This window comes from Microbulbifer maximicatervae (SeqCode) (genome assembly GCF_052467225.1).
Map to the genome: position 1 here is coordinate 2,669,539 of NZ_CP174303.1, position 26,169 is coordinate 2,695,707.

Genomic DNA, 26,169 nt, shown 5'->3' on the forward strand with positions numbered 1-26,169 from the left:
AAGCGGTGTATTGAGCCTGCCAATATCGAGGTGTGTAATGCTCCTGATCTCCCGATCCCGTCTCCGACAGTTCCTTTTGGTTGTACTGGCTGCTGTATTCCTTTCCCCTGGTAGCCTATTCGCGCAGACCAAACCCAATATTTTGGTGATTTGGGGAGATGATATTGGCATCTGGAATATCAGCTTCAACAGTCGCGGTATGATGGGCTACACCACGCCCAATATTGACCGGCTGGCGGTAGAAGGCCTTTCTTTTACCGACTACTACGGCCAGCAATCGTGCACAGCAGGCCGCGCGGCGTTTTTAGCGGGTAATGTCCCAGTGCGCACCGGCATGACTAAGGTGGGGCTTCCAGGTGCCAAAGAGGGGTGGCAGAAGAGTGATGCCACTATCGCCACGGTAATGAAAAGCCTGGGTTATGCCACCGGCCAGTTTGGTAAAAACCACCAAGGGGATAGGGACGAACACCTGCCCATCAACCATGGCTTTGACGAATTCTTTGGCAACCTCTATCACCTGAATGCGGAGGAAGAGCCGGAGAACAGGGACTATCCCAAAGACCCTGAATTCCGCAAGAAGTTTGGCCCCAGAGGAGTGATTAAGGCCAAGGCCGGCGGACCAATCGAAGATACCGGCCCCCTCACCAAGAAACGGATGGAAACGATCGATGATGAAACCCTAGCGGCAGCTATCGACTTTATCGAACGCGCACACGCGGCTAAGACCCCATTCTTTGTCTGGTGGAACGCCACCCGGATGCACTTTCGCACCCATGTCAGAGAGGAGCACACAAACCTTGCGGGCCCCAACAGCAATGAGTATATGGATGGCATGGTTGAGCATGACATTCTGGTAGGAAAGCTGCTAAGTGTGCTCGATCGCCTGGATATCACTGACAATACCATTGTGTTTTACTCCACGGATAACGGTCCCCACTTCAACACCTGGCCTGATGCTGCAACTACGCCATTTCGGAGTGAGAAAAATTCCAATTGGGAAGGAGCTTATAGGGTGCCAGCCTTTGTACGCTGGCCGGGCAAATTTCCAGCGGGTACTACACTGACAGGTATTGTCTCCCATGAGGACTGGCTGCCGACCCTCGCTGCGGCCGGGGGGAATCCGAATATCAAGGAACAGCTCAAGGACGGGGTCGAGCTCAATGGGCGCGAGTACAGAAATTATGTTGATGGCTACAACATGATGGATTACTTCACCGGCAAAGCAAAACTTTCACCAAGAAAAGAATTTATCTACGTAAATGATGACGGCCAAATTGTAGCTATGCGCTACGAACCCTGGAAAGCTATTTTCCTGGAAAATCGCGGGCGGGGTTTTGAAGTCTGGCGAGAGCCCTTTACTGAATTACGAGTGCCACTATTGTTCAATTTGAGGCAAGATCCTTTCGAAAAAGCCCAACACAACTCGAATACCTATAACGACTGGTTTATAGACAGGGCTTTTGTCCTGGTTCCCATGCAGCAACTCGCATCAAAATTTTTGCAAACTATGAAAGAATATCCACCCAGCCAGGTACCCGGATCTTTTAATTTGGATAAGGTTCAGAAGCAGCTGGAAGCTGGGGCGAGTGGTAGTAATTAAAAAATATAGATATCAACACAAGTATCAATAAAGGTAGGGCCCATGGATAAAATTCATATCGCACTGTCGACTAATCAGATAGAAGAGTCAGTTGCCGACTACAGTAGAAGATTAAATACTGCTCCCTGCGTGCATGTGCCCAATGAATATGCTTTATGGCGAACTGCCACTGTTAACTTATCGATTCGCCATGATCCAAATTGTGAAAGCGGCACGCTAAGGCATCTAGGGTGGGAATCGGATGGTGCCGATACATTTACCGCAGAAACTGACATTAATGGCATTACCTGGGAACACTTTAATGCTGAGCTTCAGGCAGATGAAATCAACAAGGCTTGGCCCAAAGCCAGCTACCACCCAAAGGCATAGCTGCCGGGGACCGAAATCAGTCAAGAGGGCTGGTAACACCGCGCTCATGTACGCCTATAACATGGGTGTAAATCATGGTTGTACTGATATCGCTGTGGCCAAGCAGCTCCTGAATATTTCGTATATCAGTACCAGCACGTAAGAGGTTGGTAGCAAAAGAGTGGCGAAATGTATGGCAACTCGCCTTCTTACGAATATTAAGGGTCGAAACGGCCTTGGAAACCGCCCGTCTTACTTGTTGCTCACCAATATGGTGCCGTCGCATCATATCGCTGCGAGGGTCTTGCGATAGAAATCGAGCAGGGAACACATATTGCCAAGCGGCACTTGCAGCCGCGTGTGGGTACTTTTTTGACAGTGCGAAAGGTAAATAGACATACCCATAGCCTTCTGCCAAATCCTGCTGATGTAGAGAGAGTGCATGTGCAATCTGCACCTTGAGGGGCTTAATCAGAGACCGAGGCAGCAGTGTTCTTCGCCACTTCTCCCCCTTGGATTCCCGTACTATCAAGCATTGATCACTAAAATCAATGTCCTGCACCCTGAGCCGCACAGCTTCCATAACTCTAAGGCCTGAGCCATACATTAATGAAGCGGCAAGCTTATATGGGCCACTAAGGTACTCTAATACTGAAGTTGCCTCTTCATGGCTAAAGGTAACAGGCAACCGCTTAGGCCGATGGCTTTGTTCGAACTGTAGTTGCCCTAACTCAATATCCAGAAACTGTTTATAGAGAAAGACAACCGCATTCAAAGCTGTTCTCTGAGTGTTTGTTGATACATTGCGATTAGCGGCAAGGTGACTTAACCACTGATCTATTTCAGACTTTCCAAGGTCCTGCGGATGTTGCATCCCATGAAAGCGTATAAAGTCCTTCACCCAGAAACAGTATGTCTTCTCTGTTTTGTATGCCAAATAGCGAGATCGTATAAAAGCCCTAAAACGGTCCATAAAGCGGGATGGTCGCTGGGGTAGCGGAATAGGGATGTCGTCCATTTTTACAGTCCGGATACTGTATGGATTAACAGTTTACTGAACATTTGGCTGGGAGTCAGCAGGATTTTCGATCAGTTTGACTGTTATTTTTGGCTAGAGGTAAAAATGATTGAAAACCTGATGTATCACAATAGGTTAGAGAGATCGTATAAAATGGGGATAGTAGGTAAAGTGATCGTTTTTACATTTGGTACAGCGGTTCTGAAAGATGTGTAACATATTGATTTTGCTTGGGTTTTGTGTGTTTTTTCGTTAGATTGATTCCAGGATAGTAATCAGGATAATAGTGATCAGAATGATTACTATATAACTGTTATGTGTCAATGAGTAGGAAATATGATTGATGTCATTGATGGATTTAAAGCAGGTGGTTGCGGTAAAATTTTTATCAGACACTTACTGAAGCTTATTTTTACACTGTGTGTCTCGATAGTTCTTGTAGGGTTGATTCGCTTCTTACTTGGGAAAGATGAGATAATACCTCTTGGTGCTGAATCCATAGGCGTTTTAATAGCTTTGGTATTAATGCACCTAGTTGATTTCATGCGTGCGGTAATTAAAAATGGCGAGCATTCTGATATACCCCCAGCCACATAACCAGGCCAAGCAGGCTCGCCCAGCCCCTGTGGGGCTAGGCTGGACAGCCTACGCAGCGCGCTTCGCACGCAAACGCTCCGGTTGCCCCTGTTGGCAACGTTATGATTAAGAAAGTTTCTAGATTCACGCTCTTAACTTACTTGGATTTCGGGGGGCTAATTGATTACATTTTTATACGTTATACTAATTATCATCCTGACTGTCGGTCTTGAGATGGTCTATGAAAAAATGAGTAGAGTTGATCGAATATATAAAGCCGATGATACAATGGAGGCTATGGCTAATAGCGGTGTTAAAACTTCTCTCAGGCTAATTGGCTTTGGTTTGTTATCCATTATGATTGTTGCTGGCCTTACCCAAAGGTTTAACTAAGTGCAAAACATAACAAATACAAGCAGGTTGCTGCGGGCCTTTGGCCCTTCGCGGGACGGCCTACGCTACGCTCCAGCCGCCCCTGTTGTAGTCGTTATATTTCAGAGAAATCATGATAGATAGCAAGGAAAATCCAGTTGAATGGAGTCAATTAATGAGTGAGCTAGAAGATGCACAGGAGCATCTAGGTGATCTCATTAAAGAAATGGGATCTAAGGGGAGCGTCGATATTGAGGGCTATTCGATAGATATAGCCCATATATATGCGCACTTAAATCGAGCATGGAATTCCCGTGATTTCAAAGGTGAAATGAGTGAATCTCAATGGGAGGAGTTTCGTTCTTTTCCCTCTGATTTGGAGCCAATCGCGTAATGAAATATAACCAGCGGCGGCACAATCGGCCTTCGGCCTGGACTCAGCACTGCGTGCTTCGCCTGTGCGCCGGACGTTATGTGAGCAGGAAATAGAGCATATGGACATCGCGATACAAATGATTGATCAAGCTTGGCAATTACTTGTGCGTATTCCATTTTGGTTGTTGTTGTCCACACCATTGATAATCGCTCTCTACTTTTATGCAAAGAAAATCAGAAGCGTGCAGTGGAATATGGCAATAAAACTGTTGCTTTTTGTTCCACTTTCGGCCGTCTTACTTGCTCCAATGCCGGTTGGCATGTTCATAGCACTCGTGCCTAATGGTTTTTTGCTCTTTAGTGGCCTTGAGTACTACAGTAGGGTTTTTGCCTGGTGTGTTTCATCCATACTCATATCAATGATAGTTTGTTACTTCGTAGGCAAGAAATACCTGAGACCCACATAACAAGGTGCGGCAGCTGACATCTTACTTTGTGCACGGCGTTAGAAATATATGAAATTTATACCAATAACACTAATTCTAGTTCTCCTAAGTGATGCGGTATTTTCTGTAGATCTATCAGCTCTTGTAACACCTATATCTGTCAAGTCTTCGAACTATTCTGAAGGTGAGACATGCGCCCCGGAAGATGAGTGTATGCAAATGGGTTGGTGGAGAGAGTATGAGGTTACAAACATTAAGCCAATCTATGGCTCTATAGATGAAAAGACCATTTCGGTATTACTATTTAGCCACTCAAATTGGTATTACGAAGAAAAAGATCAAATGCAGTGGTATGTAGAGCTGGAACGTATGCCGGAAGCAAAAAACAAATTTATAGTGATAAATTGGTCTATCGAGCAGTCTATCATCTGCGTGGGTCATAAGATCGACAATTACGATGTTGTTGCGCTTTCTAGTTCGGAAGGTACGCAGTTTTGCTACGATACTTACGATTTTGGTGGAGAATAGAATTTCTAACAAAGCCATCAAAAATCGCGCTTTCAGCGCTGGACTCGCAACAAGTTGCTCGCCTTTTATGGCGACGTTAGGCTTCCCAGTCCGCACCATGAGAAGGAAATTTTGACTATGTTATTAAAACCTAAATTTTGTAAATCCATTATTGTTATTGCTGCTGCTTCTGTGCTATCTGCTTGCGATAATTCTTCATCATCTTTAAATGGCGTGTCGAAAACGGATGTTTGCAAAGCTGCCATCCAATACCTTTCCTCAATGAATGGTGATCGTAATGAGGCCATAGAGCAAGGCGGCATGGTAAGAATTAACCAAACAAGAGCAAGTGACGGAATGCGTTTCTATTACGACTGCAAAATAAGCGGTAATAGAATTTCTTGGCGAATGAATCAAGCCGATGGAAGCATGGGGAGATGGAGAGACGGTGAATATGACCCCAAAGTTACACTTTCTGTGTCTAGTGGCCGTATTTCCATTCGTGAAAATTAAAAAAGCCTAACAAGTGACTATGGTTACTCGTCAAGTTTTTAAGCCATACTTTCATCCCAGTAGGTGTTGTTTTTCACCATCGTATTCAGAATCGTAATCTGCTTTCTCATGCAGGTAATCAGAGCGACCTTTTTAGGTTTGCCAGCGTCGACTAATCGCTTATACATCGGCTTTAATTTGGGATGATGTTGTATGGCAGACATAATGGAAACAAATAGAACCGACGTACACGATGCCTTCCACCCCGAATATATCTCTTTCCCTGGAAGCTGCCGCTATCACGGTTCATCGGGGCGATACCGACAATTGCAGCGATTTCTTTACGGTTCAATTTTCCTAGCTCGGGAAGTTCACTCATTAACGTATAAGCCAATACATTTCCAACCCCTTTAGCACTCAACAATAAGTCGTGCCTTTGCCGCCACTCAGACACACTGTTAACCAGTTTATCCAGTTGCTTGTCGATACCTTGTAGCTCTTTCTTGATGGTATTTAGAATGGTCCGTATAGGTTTGTGTACTGATTTCGGCATTCTCTGAAGCCGATTCTTTTGCATTGTACTCATCTCTAAACACTGACTCCTTACCGCCAGTAAGTCACTGATATCCCTGAGTTTTTCTGGCTTTAGCTCCGATAGTCTTGGCTTCATAGCCTCACCAAAATGTGTAATATCCATTGCATCTAGCTTGTCAGTTTTGGCGAGGCGCCCTGCGGATTTAGCGAAGCTTCTTATCTGTGAAGGGTTGCAAACAACAACAGGTAATCCTGCTTTGTCGGCGGCGCAAACAAACTCTAATTCGAGTCTTCCTGTAGACTCTATTAGTACTCTTTGAGGTTTAAGAGGTTGTAATTGTTTAATGGCATCCTTAATGCCATTTTTATCATTGGCAACACTAAAGAATTGGCCTGTAGGTCTCACATAAATATCGAGTTGTTTACTGCTGGTATCGATACCGACATTGATCTCTTGAGGTTCCATAAGATAAGCTATCTCCGCCTTGCTATTCGGGCTCGAGGCCCACATGACTATCCGAGTTATGCCTAGTGAGTGCTTATCACGTTCATACTTGTTATCGGTCTTTTACGAACCGGCCAGGCAGCGAACTGTGATAAACAAGGCCTTCGGTGGCCGCCGAAGGTGGGTCTCAATTTACCCGTTAACGAAAAGGATTTTCAGAATCAGACAAGAGCAATCATAGAAGGCCAGGCAGCATGGGCTCCGGGCCTGCGGCCCTCTGCGGGACAGCTTACCTTGTGAACGTTTTGCGCTGGTCGCTGCGCTTGCATTTTTGCGCAAAACGCGCACAAGGTAAGCTGCCCCTGCTGGCGGCGTTCAGGCTGTAGAAAAACTAATTTATGTCTTTGCTTTCTTAGATGTGATCAAATATTAACCATAAATGGTGATTCTACGTGAATTCTGATCTAGCTTTCACTGATGAGTAGGCTATTTTTCACGTAGAAGCACAATACGAAAAGAGGGCTGAGTTTTTCTACACCCTCGTTAAGTATCACTATATGAAAAAACAATTTCTTTATATCTGGTGTGGAATAGCTACATGGTATGTTGCACAAGGTTTGCTTTCTTTTATTGCTTTCGAACTCCAGATCGATAAATACCCCGGATTAACTTATGGAGTATTGGCGCTAATTAATGGCTTTATTGGGGGTAGCGTTGTGTTGGCTTTATCTAAGGAAAATAATGTTCTGATCCAGTCAATACCCCTAATAGTTTTATCTCTCGCTTGGATTGTCTTGTCTCCAGCACCACATTGGCGTAATTTCTTCACCTGGAATTGGCCTATTTGGGGAGTGGTATCAATGTTATTAACAATTTATTTTGGGCAAAAATACTTAACAAAAAGCTCAAGCAAGGACGCCGCAAGCGGCGCCGCTTAGCTTGGCGTGTGTGCCAGGCATGGCATTTAACTAGAGAGGTGGAAGTCCTCTTACCAGGTATTCGTGGAGCCGAAGGTTAGCGAAAGGGCAAGGTCAATATCGCGAGGTATTGGCTGGAGGAAGCCCAACGCAAATTCACGGGGTGATGAACAAGAACTGGATATGAGGTGTGACGCAGGTGGAGCCAGTGGGCACGTGACCATAAAGCTCTCCATCCACAACTGGCCTGCGTTTTATAAATCCAGCATCTACGTGAAGAAAGTTAAATGTCTTACCCTGGGAGGTCTATGGGTTGTTAATGGAATAACTGAAAACTGAGAGATTGGTTTTGACCGGCCTATAGAAGTCAGCAGAAGGCATAGTAGGTAGATTTCGTGTTACTGAAGGCCTGAACAATTCTGGACAGTATTATTAACGCAGAGCTTGATGACTGCATCTGACAAGTAACTTAGTTACCAGCGAAAAAAAATTTTTTTTCTGGGTGAACATCAAACTGGAAACTTAATCATACATTGTCCAATTTCTCATCTCTTTTAATACAGCGAATTCTAGATAGGAATAATCTGTTTCGAGCATTACAACAAGTTTCTCGTAACCAGGGTGCACCAGGTCTCGATGGTATGACGGTAAAACAGTTGCCGGAACATCTTAAGCAGACCTGGATTGCTACCCGACAAAAGGTGCTAAGTGGTAGCTATCGCCCTCAACCGGTGAAACGCGTCTTTATACCAAAAGGCAATGGAGGCCTGCGTCCATTGGGTATACCAACGGTGCAAGATAGATTGATCCAGCAAGCTATCGCACAGATACTCAGTGAGCAATGGGAGCTGAAGTTTCATGCTCTTAGTTTTGGTTTTAGACCAAATCGATCGGCACACCAGGCGATTAGACAGGTCCAAAACTTTGTTCGGCAAGGAAAGCGCTGGACGATCGATATGGACTTGAAATCCTTCTTTGATGAAGTGAATCATGACAAGCTCATGCTAACACTGAAGCAAAGCGGAATACCGGCTGATGTGCTGGGGTTGATAAACCGATACCTAAAAGCGCCAACGGTAGTCGATGGCAAGGTAATAACTACAACAAAAGGCGTCCCGCAAGGTGGGCCGTTATCTCCGCTTCTAGCGAACATTGTGCTTAATGAACTGGACTGGGAGCTGCACAAGCGGCAACTCAGTTTTGTACGATATGCCGATGATTTTCAAATTCTGGTGGGAAGTCGTCGGTCTGCAGAGCGGATAAAAGTAAGCCTTACGCACTTCATCAAATGTAAGCTGAAGCTCACAGTAAATACTGAGAAGAGTGCAGAGGATCACTTCTGGAAGCGGAGCTTTCTAGGATTTAGATTGCTGAAGAAGGATGCCCGGATAAAGGTATCAGAATCATCGATTAATAAATTGAAGGCAAAGATCAGAATGGTCACCCGCCGAACACGAGGCCGCAAGTTTACTCAGATCATAGAAGAGTTAAAGAAGTCCCTGCTTGGTTGGAAAGCGTACTTTGACATCAGTGAAGTACTGAGCCCTCTGAAAGATCTGGACAAGTGGATAAGGCGGAAGTTGCGATGTTATTTATGGAAGCAATGGGGACGTAGTGGTTACCGCAGATTAAGAAGGCTGGGTGTTGATCGCTTTTTAGCGTGGAACACGGCCAAATCAGCGCATGGACCATGGAGGCTAAGCAAAAGTCCTGCCCTTTACAGAGCATTGCCAAATAGATACTTTAGGAACTTGGGGCTGCCCGAATTGGCAGATAGGAAGGGGAATAGAATTGAACCGCCATGGTACGTGATCCGTATGCCTGGTGGTGTGGGAGGAGAGGCATCGTGAGGTGCCTCCCTATCCCGATTAGTGCGACAAGCGAAGCTTGTTGCATCTTGCTGGGTGAAAGTCCCAGCCTGGTATGAGTTAGCCACTCACCAGTATCGAGTCTTGCGCGTTGTGCGGAGCTTTAAATTAGGGGTATTTGAGAGGCAGGATGCACGAGCGAACAATCAACGTGAAGCGTAGACAGAGAAATATGTAGGCCATAGGGAGTGCGCGCTCCTGAAGTGCTGGTATCGCTTCGAAATGCAAATTCTAGGTGACGAGGCTTGTAACGTGGTCGAAGTCCATACAAAGCAATCAACTCAGGAGTGAATTTGTTTTCGCTACCTGAATGGCAAGATTGTGGAGACCTAGCGGAGTTCTTAAGTCGTGGCATGCGTACAGAGATGGAATGAGAACTTGTGAGACCCAAGGTAACTCCCAAAGGAATGGGTAGGGCGGTGTAGCTGAATAAGCGAGCCGAACGATGGTGTCTTGGGAGTCGGACCAGCTCATAGTAGTCGGAGGGCGGGAAAGCCGTCTACAGGGCGAAGGGGCTGGCAGTTATATTGAGCTTGCAGTCGATACATACACCGGACATGTAGGACTGGATATTGTATGAAAACAAAAGTGCAAGCATTACATTCAGTTGAATCTAAGTTTATGCACTTCAGTCATTGGGTGAAAAGGCGAAGATGGGTAGAGTGAATAGCTTTGATAGGATTTAGCTGCGCGGTAAATAATATAACGGAGGATCCGGATACGGTAATTCCGCACGTCCGGATCTGCGTGGGGGCTGTCGGGTAACCGGCTGTCCTACCACTACGGCATTTATAAGGAACTTAGGCATTGAAACTATTTTCAGCATTTTTTGTATTTTTAGTTTGTACCGGTTGTTCAACCCTTAGTAAGACTAAAAACTTTGAAATTGAGCCTTCTCCAAAGTACCAGAGAACCTATGTTTACGATTGGTGTGAAGAAAACCAAGCTGTATTAGGTATTTTGGGCGAGCACTGTTCTGGGATTTACAAGCCGCCTCTTTACTCGGTGCCTATCGATGATGGTTTTCTTGTTATCTACCCATTACTTTTGAGTCATGAAGAGCTTTCAGTGGGCCCTATGGGCTTGCCTATTATCCCTTTGAGTGGTAATAAAGTTTCCATGAGTGAGGAGCAAAATATATATTTTCGGTTTAGAACCTACTCTAAGACAGGGAACTTTAATATTGCTCCAGTAAGAGTTTCGATTTTAAATGCTAATAGAGGTTCTTGCGACGTAATCGAACGCTCAGAGGATGAAATTGGAAAAGTTTATAACTGTGTGGTTGGTCTTAAAGTTAATAAACTTCAAAAACTAATTATTAACCTGGAGCTAGATGACAATTCCGCTTTAGATATTTCCTATATTTTGTCAGAGTTTACTAGTTACCGTCCTATTGTTGCACCAAATGGACCTGCTAGGGATATTAAGCCGTTCATTACAATAGCTGATCCCGATGTCTAACAAGGTAATCATGTAAGGTGCCCATAATATCGGCGGTACTGGAGAAGCCTTAGGGCTTGCAGGTATTGGCAATGAAAAGTCAATTTTAGGGTAAGGGCATCAATTGACTTCAAATTTCGGAGGGTCAATTTGGAAAATGATGTCTGAAAAGCTCAATATTGATAAGAATAGAAAGTCGGCATCACAGATCATAGTTGTCGGACAAAATTTACGCAGAGCACGGCGCTATCAAAAATATAAAGTCTCCTTATTAGTACTCTGACCAGTTAGTAACTTATTTCTACTGATTTCACCTTCATTTCACCTTTCCTTCTTTAAAGTGCTACTCAACCAGTTATTTAAAGAAACTAACTATGTCGAGTAGCATTCACTTAAAGCAAATTGACCATTATTTTACTTTGGATAAACAACAGGTCAGCCTGTTTGAGGGTTTAAATATTGAACTGCACAGTGGCCATTCTTACGCCATTGTGGGGCCCTCTGGAGTAGGTAAATCAAGTTTATTGCTGTTAATGGCGGGCCTTGAACGTCCGGTTTCTGGCGAGGTGCAATTTCAGAAAAACGGTGAGCCACAATTATTAAAGAACCTACGTCAAAACTCAGGTTTTATTTTTCAGCAGTTTCATTTGTTACCCGAACTTGATGCCTTAAATAACGTCGCTCTGCCTTTAAAACTAAAAGGTGACAAACACGCATTATCCACAGCTGAATTATGGCTCGACAAGGTAGGGTTATCTGAGCGAATGTATCATAAACCACAGCAACTCAGTGGTGGTGAGCAACAACGGGTGGCCATTGCCCGTGCTTTTGTAATGCAGCCGCAATTTATTTTTGCTGATGAGCCTACGGGCAACCTAGATGAGAATACCGCGCAGCATGTCGCGCAATTGATGTTTGATTGCTGTCAGCAAAACGGCGTAGGGCTGGTACTGGTCACTCACTCGATGGAATTAGCGCAGCAGGCCGATACTTTACTGCAATTGAGCCAAGGCAAATTATCGGTCAAGGCGTGCAACAAAGCTGCAGCTATGGCGGGCCCAGTATGCTGATTTTATTAGTGTGGCAATTATTCCGCCAGCAATATTACCAAGCGGATGTGCGCTTAATTCGCTGGACCCAAGCAACTTTGATGTTTTTCATTTTAACGCTCAGCTTAACCAGCAGTTCCATTCAAACTTATTTAGCCAATAATTTGCAGCAAATGCTCGGTAGCGATTTGGTGATTTCTCAGAATCAAGCGCTAACCGATGCACAACTAAGCAAGTTGCACCAGTATGCGCAGCAGTTGAGCGTGAGCCAGCTGGTGAATGTAACCTTGACCAATGATCACCATTGGCAAGCGGTTCAATTAAAAGCAGTGGATGATCTTTATCCAGTGCAAGGCACAGTGCAAGTGGCATTTGAGACGGATGGACAAGGGCAATCCCTGAGCCATGGGCCTAAATCCGGTGAAATCTGGGTCGATAGCCGATTGTTTGCTTCGCTGCAGCTCACCCTTGGCCAATCCTTAGATATCGGACACGGACAATTGAAGCTCACAGGTTTGGTACAACACGAACCCGACCGTCTACTCGAAGGCCATTCCGTAGCGATGCGTGCATTGGTGCACCTGGATGATCTTTCACTGATACAAGCAGACAATGCCCGCTTTCGCTATTTACTTACGGGGGATGAAAGCGAACTGAATACCCTCAAACAGTGGGCCACTACTGAGCTAGTGACAGCACAGTTTTATGATAAACACAGTGGCCATCCGCTGGCGATGTTTTGGCAACGGGTTGAGAATTTTGTGGGTTTAGCATTGGTACTGTTGTTTTTGATGGCTGCCATTGCTATCGACCAAGCTGGTCGACGTCAGTTGTTATCCCAGCAGCGCTTTGCTGCGGTGTGTTTAGCCATGGGCAGCAATAAACCCCAAGTGTTTGCTTTATCATTTGGTCAATGGCTACTAACAGTCATTGCAGGGCTAATTCCGGCAACCGCCTTGGCATGGGGGGCGGAATACCTAATTTTGCAGCAAATGCAGATACAGTTTACGGACCTATCCGCCACCCGGATATGGACGGATTTATTCAACAGTTACATGCTGTTATTAGCCCTATTGGCGATTTTCCAAATTCCCAATTGGCTAGTGATGGCCAAAGTAACCCCGGCGCAGTTGATTCGCCAAATGGCGAGTCCGAATCACCTATTGCCACGATATGGATTTGCGTTAATCGGTGTGGCTGTGGTGGCCTTTGTTTACTCCGATAACGGTCTGCTCACGGCCATGACTCTATCCGCTATGGCGGCCACCTTGATGTTGATGGTGGTATTGACTTGGTTGGTATTGAGGTTGGGCTATACGGTGACGAGCCGTACAACGGGCATCATGGCTTTTGGTTTTTATATGATGAAACAGCGTTTGCTCAGCAAATCCATTCAAATTCTGGGCGTTGGCATGTGTGCCACTTTGTTGCTGTTCACCTTAAGTTTGATGAAAGACATTGGTCAAACCATGGAAGGCTATACCCGCGAGCACGATGGTAATCTGATGATCACCCAGGCCAATGAACAACAGGTGCAAGACATTCGCCAATGGAGTGCGCAAACTGGCAGTGAGATTCGCCAATTAAAGCCATTTTGGTACGGGCAGTTAAGCCATATCAATGGTCAGTCCTTGGTGGAATTCACCACCGGCCCCAGCGAAAGTTTGGCTAGCTTACAAAAGCCTATCCGCTTGCATTTCAGTATTAAGCAAGCAAACAACAACCAAACCGTGATTGGCCAACGCTGGCAAGATCGGGATGCTGACTGGCAACAAATATCAGTGGAGCAAGAAGTTATGACCGATATGGGGTTGAAGCTCGGCGATCAATTGCGGTTTGAAGTTGCGGGGCAATCTTTGAACTTTGAAATCAAAGCCAGTCATAAATATGTACCAGGCAAAGGTTCCATCACCTATTGGTTTAATGTGCCACAAAGCACCATGGACCAGCTTCAAATACCGCCTCTTTATATGGGTAGCCTTGAGCTTGCCGACACTGCTTGGGGGCAGTTGGCAGAGCTTTGGCTGCGTCATCCAACTTTGCGGTTAATCTCGGTTCGCGAATTAACGCAACGCTTTGATGATACTTTGTCGATGGTCATTAAGCTGGTATCTGGATTTAGTTTGATGATTATTTTGCTGGCACTGTTGGTGATCAGTGCATCGGTCAAAGGCTATGAAGCTGATGAGCGTAAAAAGAACGCTTTACTGATCAGCTTTGGTCAATCACGCCTTGCATGCTGTAAACTAAGCCTGTTTGAGTGGTTGTTGACTTCTTTAATTGCTAGCGTGGGGGCCATTTTAGGTACTCACCTTACGGCTCAATTGATCTATCAGTCTCAATTTGGCATCAATTACAAGCCTGATTGGTTATGGATCATTGCTACTTTACTCGTCAGTGCATTGGTGGTGTGCAGCGCTGGTATGATTGCCAATCGCAGCAGTTTAAAGTTTTCCGTTGGGACCTTGTTAAGGAGCGCAGGGTGAATAACATTTCAATTTGGTGGTGGAAGACCAACAGGATTTGGCCATTAATATCACAGAATATTTTGAGCCAAAAGGTCCGTCGGTAGATCGCGCTAACTGTCTCAGGGGAAGACATGAACTTTGATCATCCGGGGGGCAGCATGGTCTTCTGAACAATACAGGCGAAGATATAGAGTTGCTTAACGATGGAGGTTGCATATTAATGGTGTGTAAATTGTAAAAATGTGTGTTGCGATACCTATAAAGAGTGTTCCATGCCTCTGGGCGCACTGTGTTCGGCATAGTGTGCATCGCCGTTTACGGTGATATTAGCGAGCAAAAAGTGTGAAGATAATTATCGGTATAGTTAAATCTGCACATGATTTTAGTATTTACTAAGAGAAATATCCATGAAAAAAAGCCTTGATCAGCTAATAGATAATAGAGAAGACTGGCGAACAATAGCATTTGCTTTTTACTCCCTGGTTCACAATGACCCAAGTGATTGGGATAAGCTTTCAGACGAATTGAAAAATAGTGAAATAGGCAATATTTGTCAGAAATATATAGATACTAAAGATGCTCAGTACCTAATGGAGGCAGGTAAGATGCTTGCAGGTAAAAATTGGTACACAGCTCTTGGAAGAGCATTTTAAATGTTTGTTATTTTAAGTTGGTATAAAAGTTGTGGTGTGTCGAAAAGATGTTAAGTATTGTAAATTAGAGTGAAATTATTTTTCCTAGATTTAACGCTGCTCGCACTCGAAAGATAATATTTCTTGATAAAGCTGAATCCAATCCACTGTTGGTTGGCTTATTTCTGGAAATTGCTATAAGCGATTATTCCAGAGCCTTTCAGATGTGTATGCAGTTTATGGCTTCGTTTAACAGTACATTGTGCTGCCAGGGATGGCACTAAAGTATGAGGCTGTCGTTCATAAAGCTCTTCTCGCTAATTATCTTTACTCCCTTTGAGGGGATGGTTTGTTGTTCAGATCGACTTAGTGTACTTGTTCAAGAAATGTCAGGTAAGTGCCTGTAATTTCCTAGTGAATACAATTCTAGTAGAATAAAATCAAATAGCTGGTGCTGTTATATATGGCAATGATGGCAGTTCCACGCTATCCGTATTTGGGTTAAGTGGGCTTTAATTATTTGGGTGCTCATAAAACAAGACAAATAAATCCGATATTAGCAGAAGGTGTAATTTAGGTAATTGAATGGAAATGTGTTGGATTTATAGTATTAAGTACTGCCGCATTAGTACTTTTATCACTATCTGTGTTGGGCTAGCTCGTGTTTATAGAAAATATATGCTGGGATGACGCCCCTTTTAATCCAAAAAATATTCGCTAAAGTGTAACTTTTTTGACTTTGCAGTTTGTTAAAAGAAAAAATGGATTGTTGTCTTTTTAAAAGTGCTCGCCAATAATTTGAATCTCAAAAAATTACTGTTTCTGTGAGCTGGTATCTTTACAAGTAATTACTTTGCAAGTAATTTCATTGGCTTGCCTTAATTGTTGGTTTTGAATTTTAGGTTCTGATAATACAAGTGCTGTCGGCACTAAAAGAATGTCAGGAATTATGGTTATTTACAATTGAAATGGGGGGGCGAGTAGTCTGTTTTAAAGTGTTTTTAGGTGTTTATCATTAAAAAGTGATCGGTAGTTAGGATGCTACATTGGTCACATGGATATAGCAAAAAGGAAAATCCAATGCTAAAAGATGTAACTTATAAAAAAGCTTTAAAAAGTATTATAGGATTAGTGTTTGTGTCAGCAAGTTGGCAAGTGCAGGCCATCAGTTGTCCTCAGTTAGAGGACGTTTCATTGCCTCCAAAATGTAGCTCTGAAGAGCTAGGGACTTGTAATGTTGCGGTACAAAATATAATCCCAGCTGCAGCCTGTGCAATCTTTGAAGTGTCTCCGGCTGCAAATGATGCGACGTTGGTACTCCGTTTTACAACGCTTATCACTAACTCCTGGTTTGATGCAACAGCACCTTATCATCCGACAGCAAAGGGCGTTTACTCAGATATTAGTCGAATGACAGAGCCGACAGATAATACTGAGTTAAATATTGCATTGACCTATGCTTCCCACAAAGTACTAAGTGGTTTATTTCCCCATTTGGTATCTGAATGGGATGACATGCTAATTGAGCTAGGGCTAGATCCTGAAAATATTTCAGAAGATACGACGACACCAATTGGTATAGGAAATTATGCTGGTAGAAAAGTTCTGGAAGGACGTGTCAATGATGGGATGAATCAGTTAGGTAATGAAGGTAACCAGCTTTATCATCGCTTGCCTTATGCCGACTATACTGACTTTAAACCTGCTAATTCTGCCTACAAGCTGCGTTTTCCATCAAAATGGCAGCCGGCAGTTTTAATGGAGCGACCAGGCGTATTTCGGGTTCAGCAGTTCGTAACTCCTCAAATTGCCTTGACTACGCCCTACAGCTACGAATCTCCTGATGAGTTCACTTCACCGATACCAATTAAATCCAAAATTTGGAACTACCCCAGTTACGTAGCGCAAGTAAATGATGTATTGGCTACATCAGCGAATTTAACTGATGAGCAGAAGATGAAAGCTGAGCTATTTGACATGAAGATATTCAGCTTAGGCTTCGCTGCCGTTTTTGCATCTGAATCTCAAGGTTTATCCCTGATGGATTTCATACACTATGACTTCCTGACTAATATGGCAGCTTTTGATACTGCAATTGCCATCTGGAAGGAAAAGCGTCGCCATAACTCAGTAAGACCTTTTTCTGCTGTTCGGTATATCTACAAGGATGAACCTGTAACGGCTTGGGGGGGCGCTGGAAAGGGAACTGTAAATGATTTGCCCGCCAGTCAGTGGACTAGCTATCTGCCTGTAGCTGATCATCCTGAGTATCCCTCCGCATCAGCTAGCTTTTGTGCTGCGCATGCCGAGACAAGCCGCTTGTTTTTACCTCAAGGCGATACTTTGGGATATTCTGTAACTGCGCTGTCTGGCAGCTCTCAGATTGAACCTGGTGTAACACCACAAACTGACTTGAATCTATATTTCCCTACCTGGACTTCATTTGAAGAGGACTGTGGTAACAGTCGTGTATGGGGAGGTGTACACTTTGAGCCTTCAGTACCTGCAGGGCAGGCGATAGGTCATCAAGTGGCACATCGTGCTTTTCAGTTTTACCTCTCAAAATTAGAAGGTAACTAAGAGAGATGACGTGGGGCAGAAGAATCACTAATTGATAAGCTCGGATCCAATTAGTATCTTCTGCCTCATTTATAAGTTAGATGTTTCTATTCTGGGACCTCTGTTCATCAATGTTTAAAATTTGAGCTAAGTTGTCATTAGATAATTTTTAATCTCGTTACTTGGAAAGTCCAGAGTGGCTTCCGGTCACAAGAAATGTGAACCTAAGAACCTGATAATAAGTTCACTCAAGTGACTGAAAAAGCCATATAGATAATGCAGCCTATTGTACCATAAGTTAAGAAGTGAAATACTTGACAATCATTTTTGACAGAGGAGCCTGAATCTCAGTAGGGAACAATATCCCGTTGATGTATTTCTGCAGTTTTTAGATGTTTTACAGGGCTTAACTTTAATTAAAATATAATTCGGTCCTGTTTCTCTTATGCTAATTACTTTACTTATAATAATTGGATTGTTATTGCCTGCAGTATGGCAGGTATTGTTAGGATAATTGTGATGAAGCGAATCCCTGAACCCTTCCGTATAAAAATGGTTGAGCCGATCAAGATGACAACCTATAAAGATAGGGAGGTTGCACTCAATAAGGCTGGATTAAATCCGTTTTTACTGCGCAGTGATGATGTCTATATTGACCTATTGACAGATTCAGGTACTGGTGCAATGAGTGATAATCAATGGGCGGGTTTGATGCTTGGTGATGAGTCCTATGCCGGTAGCCGAAACTACTACAATTTGTGCAATGCAGTAGAGCATTTTTTCGGGTATAAATTGGTTGTTCCTACACATCAGGGGCGTGGAGCAGAACAAATTTTGTTTCCTGCTCTGATTGAGCGTATGCGTCAAGTGCGTGGAGGGACGGAGCCTGTATTTATTTCAAATTATCATTTTGATACTACTGCAGGGCATATAGAGTTAAATGGCGGAAAAGCAATTAATGTGGTGGATAAACGTGCTTTTGATACCACGACAGCATACGACTGGAAAGGTAACTTTGATTTACAACGCCTTGTTGCCACTATTGAGGAGCACGGAAGCCACAATGTCTGTGCGATTATAACTACTGTGACCTGTAACAGTTCTGGTGGTCAGCCTGTGTCCATGAAAAATATGCAGGCAGTTTATGAAATTGCTACTAAGTATGATATCCCAGTGGTAATTGATTCGGCTCGATATTGCGAGAATGCTTACTTTATAAAGCAAAGGGAAGAGGGGTATCAAGAGAAATCGATTTTAGAAATTATTCGCGAGATGTATCAATATGGGGACATGTTGACAATGTCCGCAAAAAAAGACCCTATGGTAAATATTGGTGGCCTTTGCTGTATTCGAAACAATGAGGAACTGTTTCAAGCCGTACAAACCCGCTGCGTCCCTATGGAGGGTTTTGTGACCTACGGAGGGATGGCTGGTCGCGATATGGAAGCGCTGGCCCGGGGGCTCTATGAGGCTGCCGATGAGAGCTATTTGAACTACCGAATTGGCCAAGTGGCCTATCTGGGAGAGCGATTGAGATCTGCTGGAGTACCCATTCAATATCCCACAGGTGGGCATGCGGTTTTTGTAGATGCATCGAAGATTCTTCCCCATATTCCATCAGAGCAGTTTCCGGCACAGGTGTTAACCAATGCGCTGTATCTAGAAGCGGGAATCAGGGCTGTGGAAATTGGCTCTTTACTTCTTGGGCGGGACCCGAATACCGGTGAACAAAAGAAAGCAGATCTAGAATTAATGCGGCTTACTATTCCACGTAGAGTCTATACAAATGATCATATGGATTATGTAGCAGATGCGATTATCGAACTTAGCTCGCGGGCCAATGAATTGCGGGGGTTAGCTTTCGAGTATGAGCCACAAGTTCTACGACATTTTACTGCTAGATTTACAGAGATTTGAGCTATAAATAACTATTTTTTCTATTATAGCAAAACCATTCTTTAGTATATTTTACAACTAAAATAAGGTGGATACATTGGATGTTTGTATCCACCTTATTTTTTCTAGAAATTATCTTGTTGTCTTACCTGGTTCCAGCTGGCCCCTAAGTCGGTCGATTCGTAGAAATCACCATTGGCACCATCGCAGGAAACTAATAAACGATCGGCAACAAGAGGAACTATAGAGGTACAATAGTCTGTAGGTGGTTTATTGTCTGTAGATATCCAACTTTTTCCGCCATCCGTTGTTGTTAAGATTCTGGTTTCTGTTTCACGATTCCTACCGGAAAAGTTACTTTGTGAAAAACCAACAATCGCAACGGCTTCATTGTCAGTTGAGAACCAGGGAACGGATCGAAATGTGAAATTTCTATTTATACAGCGATTTCTGGAAGATTTACTCTCTTTACATTCTTTAATATACGTAGTTATTTTATCCTGGTTGCCATTTTTATCAATTTTGTAATAGGTTGGCTTTCCTGTCCAGGACCAGAAGCCAGCTTCCTCGACACCTAACTGAACTGCGCCTGCGTCAATAATTGCATTTAGGTCAAAATCATCTACTGTTTTTTCGATCATCCAACTTTCAGGATCATAGATGAAGATTTCGCTATTGATTGGCGAAAATATAATACTTCCATACGTTGATTGCTCACGGACAGTTATGTAATTCTGGCCGTTGAATTCAAAAATAGTTGTATTGTATATATGTTGGTCACTCTTGGTGTGGGCTTTCATTTCCCCTATTTTTACTTCCGCAATATGCTTCCATCCTTGACCTGATCTTGAGGAGTATTGATTCAAAAGTTTCCACTTTACTTGTGAATTTGCTACTACTCCCCTATAAATATTCACTTCAAAGTCGCGAGTAACTAGAAGTTCTATCTCTCCTGTATCTAGAAGTCTCAGGTTTTCAATGTGAGTATTATGCTCCAATGATATGTCTAGCCAATTCCCTTTAGCAGAGCGCCAGAATAGGGCGCCTTCACTCCCCCCGACTACTAGATCACCATGATTGTTTTGTGCGATAGCCGTTAATTCATGATTGGTGTCAACAGCATCAAGCTCCCAGTCCCCGTCGGGAGTACGTTTCATAAATACGCCGACCTTTCCAAGAAAGTAGATGGAATTATCAGGAGAAATATACTCTTCGCTGTATGTCAGAGGATTCTGTGCAATGGATATATAAGCTGACTCTCGCTCTTCATCATTTTCATCGATATGCCACCCGTTGATTGATTGAGGATCGTATTTTATGAATGGAAAGTGCTTTGCAATTACCTCTCCTTCTTTTGATTCAGGCGCGCGAATCAAAAGGTCAAGGTATCTGTCACCTTGTGGCTTTGGATAATAGATCAAAGTACCAAGATCAGTGACCTCACCCTGCGTAACTGAAAAGGTCCCCAGCTTCTCATCTGCACTTACGAAACGGCTGTACCATCCATTACCGTTTGAATAGAACGCCCGAATGCTACTAATAGAGTAATTCCCTGGTTTGACAGAAGAGGCAAATACCGTTGTACCATTTAGCTTTGGTCGATCCGCAAGGAGACGTTCGGGTTTTATAGATTTAGACTCGTTCAAGTTTTCAGGGTTAATTGTGAGTTGATTAAACGGCAGGGCAACTCCAGAGGCGTTAATGATTCGAGCGACAACAATTCCATCTTGTTCGCTAATAGGGACGTCTTCTTTCAATGTTGGTAGCATATTAACTTGCCCCGCACAACCTTGTAGAAATAATAAACAGACCGCTAAAAGAAGTGGGCAAGACTTAACGTACCTGAGAGGGTTCATCCCTGACATATTATTCTCCATAATTTGGATCAAAGCTTGCCAATTGTATTGCATTTGGCTCTGAGATAGTATTCAAAACGTTGTCACTCATTTATAAATAAACATATGGAAGTGTTATTTTGACACTAAATTTTAGAAGCGTGATGCCGGTAGGCTATCAGGTAAGTGGAGTAGATACTCTTCTTAAAGGCATAATATTTGCGGCAATCCTTGTGTCTGAATCAGTAATTGCTCGGACACTGTCATTGGTACCCTATGATAGTCCACCTGAGTTAGAGGGCGGGCGTGGGTATGTTTTGGTTAAGCTAGATGTAGGGGGTACTGCGCCCTCAATTGAGTTTGCTAAGATGTATGCTAATGGAAATAAATACCTGCTGAGTGGGCAAAAATATAAACTGCGAAAGAAAGGTCGTTATAAAGTCAGCCTCAAGGATAAGTCCGAAGGTTTTTACCTGATGACAGTCCCAGCTGGCCTGTACCAAATTACCCAAATAAATGCACCTTACTTCAATCTCCCCTACAAACTAGATACTGCTAAGCAGCGTACTTGGCGTTTTCATGTGGAAGCTAAAAAAACAAATTATATTGGTAGCTTGTTTATAGGTAAGGAAAGAAAGTCAGATACGGTAGAAGTCTATTTCAAAAATCGAATAGCAACAGATTTAGATGGAATTCAAGAAGCTATAAATTCATTAACTGAGTTGTATCCTCTGGTATCTGGTGCGGGAGTGCAAGATGAATTCTTGCAAAGTTGGTTAAGTCCTTTGGAGATAAACCAATGATTGTTTTTTTTCGAGGGACTTTATTGGTTTTGTTGTGCATTCTGGTGAAAATTGGTCCAGCAGTAGCAATGCCAGCAGAAAGCTACTTTAAATCGATTGATACTATAACAGCACAAGTCAGTCCAGATGGGAGATTGGTAGCGTCCATTAAGCAGAGTGATGCTAGTCAAAAGTTAGATATTTGGAGTCGTGAAGATGGGTCTAGTCATACCCTGATTGATCTCGAAACATTGACATCCAGGGACGCATCAATTCAATTTATCCGTTGGGTTGGCCCAAAATATCTTGTTGCCCAGTTTAAGGAAGTCAAGAAGGGTGTTAAAAATTTACTAGATACCAAGCCAGCATATCGACTGCTAGTGCTTGATGTCTCAGGCTCCGAAGGCCAGCCTCCAGAAATATTTGAGGTAAAAACGCCGGGTTGGTTGGTCCATGCGCTGCCAAACAGGCCGGGCCATTTTCTGTATGCAAAAAGTGGGATTTACTCCAAGGTATACAGTATTGACGTATCTAAGCTTAACCGATTTAAACAGAAGGCAAGTAAACTTTTACGAAAAGATGGAGGCCAGTTTACAGTTCAGAATGAAGTGGCTTCAGTTGAAGGGTATGCGATACGCTGGTTTTTTGATCCATCAGGGCAGCCAAAGTCAGTTTTGTTTTTCAATGACAGCAAGCTTCATTTGAGTAAAGTTGTTGATGGACACTCTACCGCCCCAATAAAGAGTTGGACTGAAGAAGAGTTGGAAGAGGAGCCCGCCCCCGGAGCAGAGCATGGAATCCTTATACCGGTGTCTATAAGTCCAGAGTCTGGAACTTACTTTTGCTTAGATGCTAATTCGGAGAAAGATCGGATAGTTTACCGCTGCAATTTCACTAGTGGAGAACAGAGCATAGCTTATCGATCTGATAGCTACGATATTATCGATCTGGTAATAGAGCAATCGACAGGGGAGTTAATTGGTGTAAAGGTCGTTCATAATGGGCGGTTAGAATATCAATATATTGATGAGGGTAGACAAGAAAAAAATGGCATGGCGAGTCTACTAAAAACGACAGTAGGAAGAAACCTCGATAGTACTATAGAGCTTTACTATAGCGAGAGCCACGGCCAACCAGGACGTTATTTCATTAGCAGGAAAAACCAGAAAATTGACCAGCTAGTGGCCTCAAAATTCCCACATCTAGATGGCCAGCTTGAGAGTCGCCAATACCACGAGCAGGTTAAAGTGGAGGGATTGAATATTCCTTATATATTGACCATGCCAAAAGGTAACGGGCCATTCCCTCTTATAGTTATGCCGCATGGTGGTCCTCTTGGCGTTTTTGACCATCAGTATTTTGACTACTATACACAGTTCTTTGTGGCGAATAACTATGCCGTTTTAAGGGTGAATTATCGAGGATCGAGCGGTTATTCAACTGAGCTGGAGGAAGCGGGTGTTCAGCAGTGGGGTAACTTAATGCTTGAAGATATATATCAAGCAACAAGAGTAGTAAGTGACCGAAGCGATATTTTGTCTTCGGAAATTTGTTCTGTTGGAATGAGTTATGGTGGATATGCTGCACTAATGATGGCTATCAAACACCAGCAATTGTTCCGCTGTGCAGTCAGTGTGGCCGGTGTCACAGATGTTAACCTCTACCTGAACTCACCCTATGCAACTGAGGCTCAAAGTAAGTGGTTGCTGGAGAATGTTGGAGATACTGTTAAAGACTATGGCAAACTGAAGGACATTTCACCGGTATATCTGGCACAAAACCTTCAAAGGCCTGTATTTATTATTCATGGTGAGAAGGATGAAACTGTTGATGTTGAACATATGTACCGCATGAATATGATGTTAAGTAAGTTTGATAAGGACTATGAGTGGAAACTATATCCAGAAATGGCTCATGGTCCTACTGATAGTGAGCACCATAGAGCTATTTTTGGGTCGATCATCAGCTTCCTTGAAAAGAACATGTAGGTTTCTGGGATTATGGAGGCTCGAAGTAATTTCATAGCTGTATTTGTGGGATTACTTAGAGTCATCTATTACCCAATTAGAGAGCTAGCTGAGACTTTAATACTCTCCTTTAAGATGGATAGAAAACTGCGAGATACTGGGATAAGTGTATCTGTTCCGGAAAGCCGGACAAAATGGCGTCGTGACTGTAACTTTAATTCAAGGATTCTATGACTGTTAATGATGTAGCTTCGATGTAATCGGTAAAAAGTTTCCTTAGGTAGCTGCTCACTGAAACTGTCAAGTGTCATATCTGAAATAATGGTATTTGTATTGTGGGATTTAACTCCTGTCTCGGTAAGGTGGATGCGACGATAACGACCGATACTGTCGATATAGTTAATTTGGTCATATTCAAATATCTTCATTTGATTGTAATCACTCAAAACCAATCGGTTTCCGCTTGTCGAAGACGTCTGTTGCCCTAAGGCATACATCTCTTGCCGTAATATCTTGCGAATGCTTTTCTTTATTAATTCTGGATGAGCAGGCTTTGTCAAATAGTCGATTGCATTTGTGTCGAACGCACGCAGGGCATAGTGCTGATAGGCTGTTAGAAAGACAAGTTGATAGTTTATATGTTGAGTTGCATTGGCCACATCAAAGCCATTCACCTCTGGCATTTCAATATCAAGGAAAACGATATCAGGGCTTTTGGTTACGATCTGCATTATTGCTGACTTTCCATCAGTTACTTGCGCCACAACTTTCAATTCATCGAAGGTGTTAATTACTTCTATTAGATTGGATCTTGCTGCAGGTTCATCATCGACAATAATTACTTTTTTAGTATTCATTTTCGCCATTTTCAATCTACGGGGTTATGGATGAATTTACTTGTGGGAAGCGAATTTTCAAACTTGCTCCTTCACCGCTTGAATTTAACTTGAGGGCGTGGTTGTCACTGAAGTTGACTCTTAATGTTTGAGTTAGAATACGTAATCCTTCACCATAGGTAATGTTCTTGTCATCAAAGCATGCCCCTGTATCCTGAACTTCCACTTCTATGTAGCTATTATTTAGTTCGACATTTACACTCACATGACCACTTTTAGCGTAGGGTGCAATACCGTACTTTATGGCATTTTCCACAGCTGGCATTAGTAGTAATGACGGTATATTCATTCCATTCAAATTTTGTGGGCAGTCAATATCAAAGGTGAATCGATCCTCAAAGCGCTTTTGCTGCAGCAAGAGGTATAACTCGATTAATCTTAGTTCTTCCTCAATAGTTATCCATTGGGTTTTGGTTAAGTTGATTGTGTCGCGCAATAAATCGGAAAGGCTGTAAATGAGCTCTTTAGCTTTTGATGGGTGCTGAATGACTTCTGATGCAATCAAATTTAGGGTGTTAAATAGAAAGTGAGGATTAGATTGCATTTTAAGTATTTGTAGCTCTGCCTGTTGTGCATGAAGCTGCGAGCGATAGAAGAAACTTTGCTGTTGAAATATATATATGGCAAAAATATAAACTGTGGATTCAAGTAGTATTATCGCCAACGGTAATATTTTAATGTCAGGTACTTTAAAAGTTAATGGGGGTTCTACGATCGGTGCAATGCTTATAAATAGAAAAATGACTACAATTGGTCTAAGTAAGTAGGTATGTTTTTCTTTTAATAATCGTAGAGGGCTGTTGGGAAGATTTTCAATAAAAATGAAAAGAAGGTGACAAAAAATAAATGTTCCCCATATTTTAGCTGTAGCCAACAGGAAGAGGTGGGGGGTTAGTGACTCAAGTGAATAAAGTGTAGCAGAGACGATAAAGATATTCACCCATGGCCAAATTAGAAGAAATATCCATGCTTGGATCTTATTTATTTTGCGAAATTCAAACAAGGTTCCTTGCCTATATTGCATTCAATATCGATTTTATATATCAGAATATCAACAGTGAATGATATAGGTAATCTTATATGAAAGAAACTTGCCATTTGCTCCATTGAGCTTGAAATATGCACCGTTCATACAAAACATTCTCGA

At 43.0% G+C, this 26,169-nt stretch carries 21 protein-coding genes and 1 pseudogene; 17 read left to right on the forward strand and 5 right to left on the reverse strand.

Annotated elements, in window-relative coordinates; translation table 11 throughout:
- Window positions 1-37 precede the first annotated feature (37 nt).
- Both ACJJIZ_RS11775 and ACJJIZ_RS11780 read left to right on the forward strand, forming a co-directional pair.
- Window positions 38-1,600: an arylsulfatase gene (locus ACJJIZ_RS11775; protein ID WP_444913505.1), complete on the forward strand. Its 1,563-nt coding sequence runs from the start codon at window positions 38-40 to the stop codon at window positions 1,598-1,600.
- Window positions 1,601-1,642: 42 nt separating this feature from the next.
- A complete protein-coding gene (locus ACJJIZ_RS11780) occupies window positions 1,643-1,969 on the forward strand; it encodes a VOC family protein (protein ID WP_444913506.1) in 327 nt (108 codons plus the stop codon).
- Window positions 1,970-1,985: 16 nt separating this feature from the next.
- Here ACJJIZ_RS11780 and ACJJIZ_RS11785 read toward each other — a convergent pair whose 3' ends face one another.
- On the reverse strand, window positions 1,986-2,966 hold the full coding sequence (locus ACJJIZ_RS11785) for an integron integrase (RefSeq protein WP_444913507.1): 981 nt from the start codon (window positions 2,964-2,966) through the stop codon (window positions 1,986-1,988).
- Window positions 2,967-3,302: 336 nt separating this feature from the next.
- Here ACJJIZ_RS11785 and ACJJIZ_RS11790 point away from each other — a divergent pair, with 336 nt between their 5' ends.
- The 5 genes from ACJJIZ_RS11790 (at window position 3,303) to ACJJIZ_RS11810 (ending at window position 5,755) form a co-directional block, all read left to right on the forward strand.
- Window positions 3,303-3,563, forward strand: coding sequence for a hypothetical protein (locus tag ACJJIZ_RS11790; RefSeq protein ID WP_152452936.1), 261 nt, complete (start codon window positions 3,303-3,305; stop codon window positions 3,561-3,563).
- A gap of 484 nt (window positions 3,564-4,047) precedes the next feature.
- A complete protein-coding gene (locus ACJJIZ_RS11795; RefSeq protein ID WP_444913508.1) occupies window positions 4,048-4,308 on the forward strand; it encodes a hypothetical protein in 261 nt (86 codons plus the stop codon).
- A 100-nt stretch (window positions 4,309-4,408) separates the two neighbouring features.
- Complete coding sequence (locus ACJJIZ_RS11800) at window positions 4,409-4,756, forward strand: hypothetical protein (RefSeq protein WP_444913509.1); 348 nt, start codon at window positions 4,409-4,411, stop codon at window positions 4,754-4,756.
- Window positions 4,757-4,804: 48 nt separating this feature from the next.
- Window positions 4,805-5,263: a hypothetical protein gene (locus ACJJIZ_RS11805; RefSeq protein WP_444911051.1), complete on the forward strand. Its 459-nt coding sequence runs from the start codon at window positions 4,805-4,807 to the stop codon at window positions 5,261-5,263.
- Between the two features lie 117 nt (window positions 5,264-5,380).
- Entirely contained in the window at window positions 5,381-5,755 is a 375-nt protein-coding gene (locus ACJJIZ_RS11810) for a hypothetical protein (RefSeq protein WP_444913510.1), read from the forward strand.
- Between the two features lie 38 nt (window positions 5,756-5,793).
- On the opposite strand, the pseudogene ACJJIZ_RS11815 reads toward ACJJIZ_RS11810, so the two are convergent.
- Window positions 5,794-6,734, reverse strand: a pseudogene (locus ACJJIZ_RS11815) (IS110 family RNA-guided transposase).
- A gap of 536 nt (window positions 6,735-7,270) precedes the next feature.
- Between ACJJIZ_RS11815 and ACJJIZ_RS11820 the strand changes: the two are divergent.
- The 8 genes from ACJJIZ_RS11820 to ACJJIZ_RS11855 all read left to right on the forward strand — a co-directional run bounded on the left by ACJJIZ_RS11820 (window position 7,271) and on the right by ACJJIZ_RS11855 (window position 19,563).
- Window positions 7,271-7,651: a hypothetical protein gene (locus tag ACJJIZ_RS11820; RefSeq protein WP_444905565.1), complete on the forward strand. Its 381-nt coding sequence runs from the start codon at window positions 7,271-7,273 to the stop codon at window positions 7,649-7,651.
- A gap of 512 nt (window positions 7,652-8,163) precedes the next feature.
- Window positions 8,164-9,480, forward strand: a complete 1,317-nt coding sequence (gene ltrA / locus ACJJIZ_RS11825; protein WP_444913511.1) for a group II intron reverse transcriptase/maturase — start codon at window positions 8,164-8,166, stop codon at window positions 9,478-9,480.
- An 825-nt stretch (window positions 9,481-10,305) separates the two neighbouring features.
- Window positions 10,306-10,959, forward strand: coding sequence for a hypothetical protein (locus tag ACJJIZ_RS11830; protein WP_444913512.1), 654 nt, complete (start codon window positions 10,306-10,308; stop codon window positions 10,957-10,959).
- A 353-nt stretch (window positions 10,960-11,312) separates the two neighbouring features.
- Entirely contained in the window at window positions 11,313-12,008 is a 696-nt protein-coding gene (locus ACJJIZ_RS11835; protein ID WP_444913513.1) for an ABC transporter ATP-binding protein, read from the forward strand.
- Window positions 12,002-14,473, forward strand: a complete 2,472-nt coding sequence (locus ACJJIZ_RS11840; RefSeq protein WP_444913514.1) for an ABC transporter permease — start codon at window positions 12,002-12,004, stop codon at window positions 14,471-14,473. The genes ACJJIZ_RS11835 and ACJJIZ_RS11840 overlap by 7 nt, the downstream gene beginning before the upstream one ends.
- 389 nt (window positions 14,474-14,862) lie before the next feature.
- Window positions 14,863-15,108 carry a hypothetical protein gene (locus ACJJIZ_RS11845; RefSeq protein WP_444913515.1) on the forward strand — a complete coding sequence of 82 codons (246 nt, stop codon included), beginning with the start codon at window positions 14,863-14,865 and terminating at the stop codon, window positions 15,106-15,108.
- Window positions 15,109-16,167: 1,059 nt separating this feature from the next.
- On the forward strand, window positions 16,168-17,667 hold the full coding sequence (locus ACJJIZ_RS11850) for a vanadium-dependent haloperoxidase (protein WP_444913516.1): 1,500 nt from the start codon (window positions 16,168-16,170) through the stop codon (window positions 17,665-17,667).
- A gap of 498 nt (window positions 17,668-18,165) precedes the next feature.
- Window positions 18,166-19,563 (forward strand): tryptophanase, encoded by a 1,398-nt coding sequence (locus tag ACJJIZ_RS11855; protein ID WP_444913517.1) that lies wholly within the window; start codon window positions 18,166-18,168, stop codon window positions 19,561-19,563.
- A gap of 104 nt (window positions 19,564-19,667) precedes the next feature.
- On the opposite strand, the gene ACJJIZ_RS11860 is transcribed toward ACJJIZ_RS11855, so the two are convergent.
- Window positions 19,668-21,407 (reverse strand): WD40/YVTN/BNR-like repeat-containing protein, encoded by a 1,740-nt coding sequence (locus ACJJIZ_RS11860; RefSeq protein WP_444913518.1) that lies wholly within the window; start codon window positions 21,405-21,407, stop codon window positions 19,668-19,670.
- A gap of 110 nt (window positions 21,408-21,517) precedes the next feature.
- On the opposite strand from ACJJIZ_RS11860, the gene ACJJIZ_RS11865 reads away from it, so the two are divergent.
- Both ACJJIZ_RS11865 and ACJJIZ_RS11870 read left to right on the forward strand, forming a co-directional pair.
- Window positions 21,518-22,180 (forward strand): hypothetical protein, encoded by a 663-nt coding sequence (locus tag ACJJIZ_RS11865; protein ID WP_444913519.1) that lies wholly within the window; start codon window positions 21,518-21,520, stop codon window positions 22,178-22,180.
- Window positions 22,177-24,147, forward strand: coding sequence for an alpha/beta hydrolase family protein (locus ACJJIZ_RS11870; RefSeq protein WP_444913520.1), 1,971 nt, complete (start codon window positions 22,177-22,179; stop codon window positions 24,145-24,147). Before ACJJIZ_RS11865 ends, ACJJIZ_RS11870 begins: the two co-directional genes overlap by 4 nt.
- A gap of 68 nt (window positions 24,148-24,215) precedes the next feature.
- On the opposite strand, the gene ACJJIZ_RS11875 is transcribed toward ACJJIZ_RS11870, so the two are convergent.
- Window positions 24,216-24,992 carry a LytR/AlgR family response regulator transcription factor gene (locus tag ACJJIZ_RS11875; RefSeq protein ID WP_444913521.1) on the reverse strand — a complete coding sequence of 259 codons (777 nt, stop codon included), beginning with the start codon at window positions 24,990-24,992 and terminating at the stop codon, window positions 24,216-24,218.
- A gap of 7 nt (window positions 24,993-24,999) precedes the next feature.
- Window positions 25,000-26,025 carry a sensor histidine kinase gene (locus tag ACJJIZ_RS11880; protein ID WP_444913522.1) on the reverse strand — a complete coding sequence of 342 codons (1,026 nt, stop codon included), beginning with the start codon at window positions 26,023-26,025 and terminating at the stop codon, window positions 25,000-25,002.
- Between the last annotated feature and the right edge of the window lie 144 nt (window positions 26,026-26,169).